The sequence below is a fragment of the Leifsonia sp. HAY1-4F genome (assembly GCF_056755275.1).
The window spans coordinates 1-378 of the sequence record NZ_JBNDHX010000215.1 but is presented as its reverse complement, the minus strand read 5'-3'; the positions used below and the strand labels follow the sequence as shown (position 1 = coordinate 378).

The window sequence follows — 378 nt, the reverse complement described above, 5'->3', positions numbered from 1 at the left end:
GCCCAATGGCGTGCCGACAAGGGTCAGGAACTTTCGAATGTCGACGGAGGGATGGCGCGACACATAGATGACGTCGCGGCTCTTGACCGGGAAGGTCTGCCCTACGATCAAGCTGTCCGGATGCGACATGTCGAAACGATAGACGATCGGATAACGCCCCTTGGGGTCCGCGACCATTCCCTTGCGCAACAATTCCTGGAATCGCGCCGGGCCAAGCAGGCTCCTGACGATATCCGGCTCCTCATAACGGAACAGGAAGAAGCCCTTGGCGTTGCTCGAGTCATCGTCGGCGCCATGACCCAAGGCAACAGCCTCGAGGAGATTGAGGTCGTTGGCGCCGAACTCGAGACGGCCGTCTCCGCGAACGGAGCCCATCAA

At 60.3% G+C, this 378-nt stretch carries 1 pseudogene; it reads right to left on the bottom strand.

Annotation, left to right across the window (positions count from 1 at the left end):
- Nucleotides 1-378 (bottom strand): annotated as a pseudogene (locus tag ACPYOG_RS19265) (hypothetical protein); the annotation flags it as partial.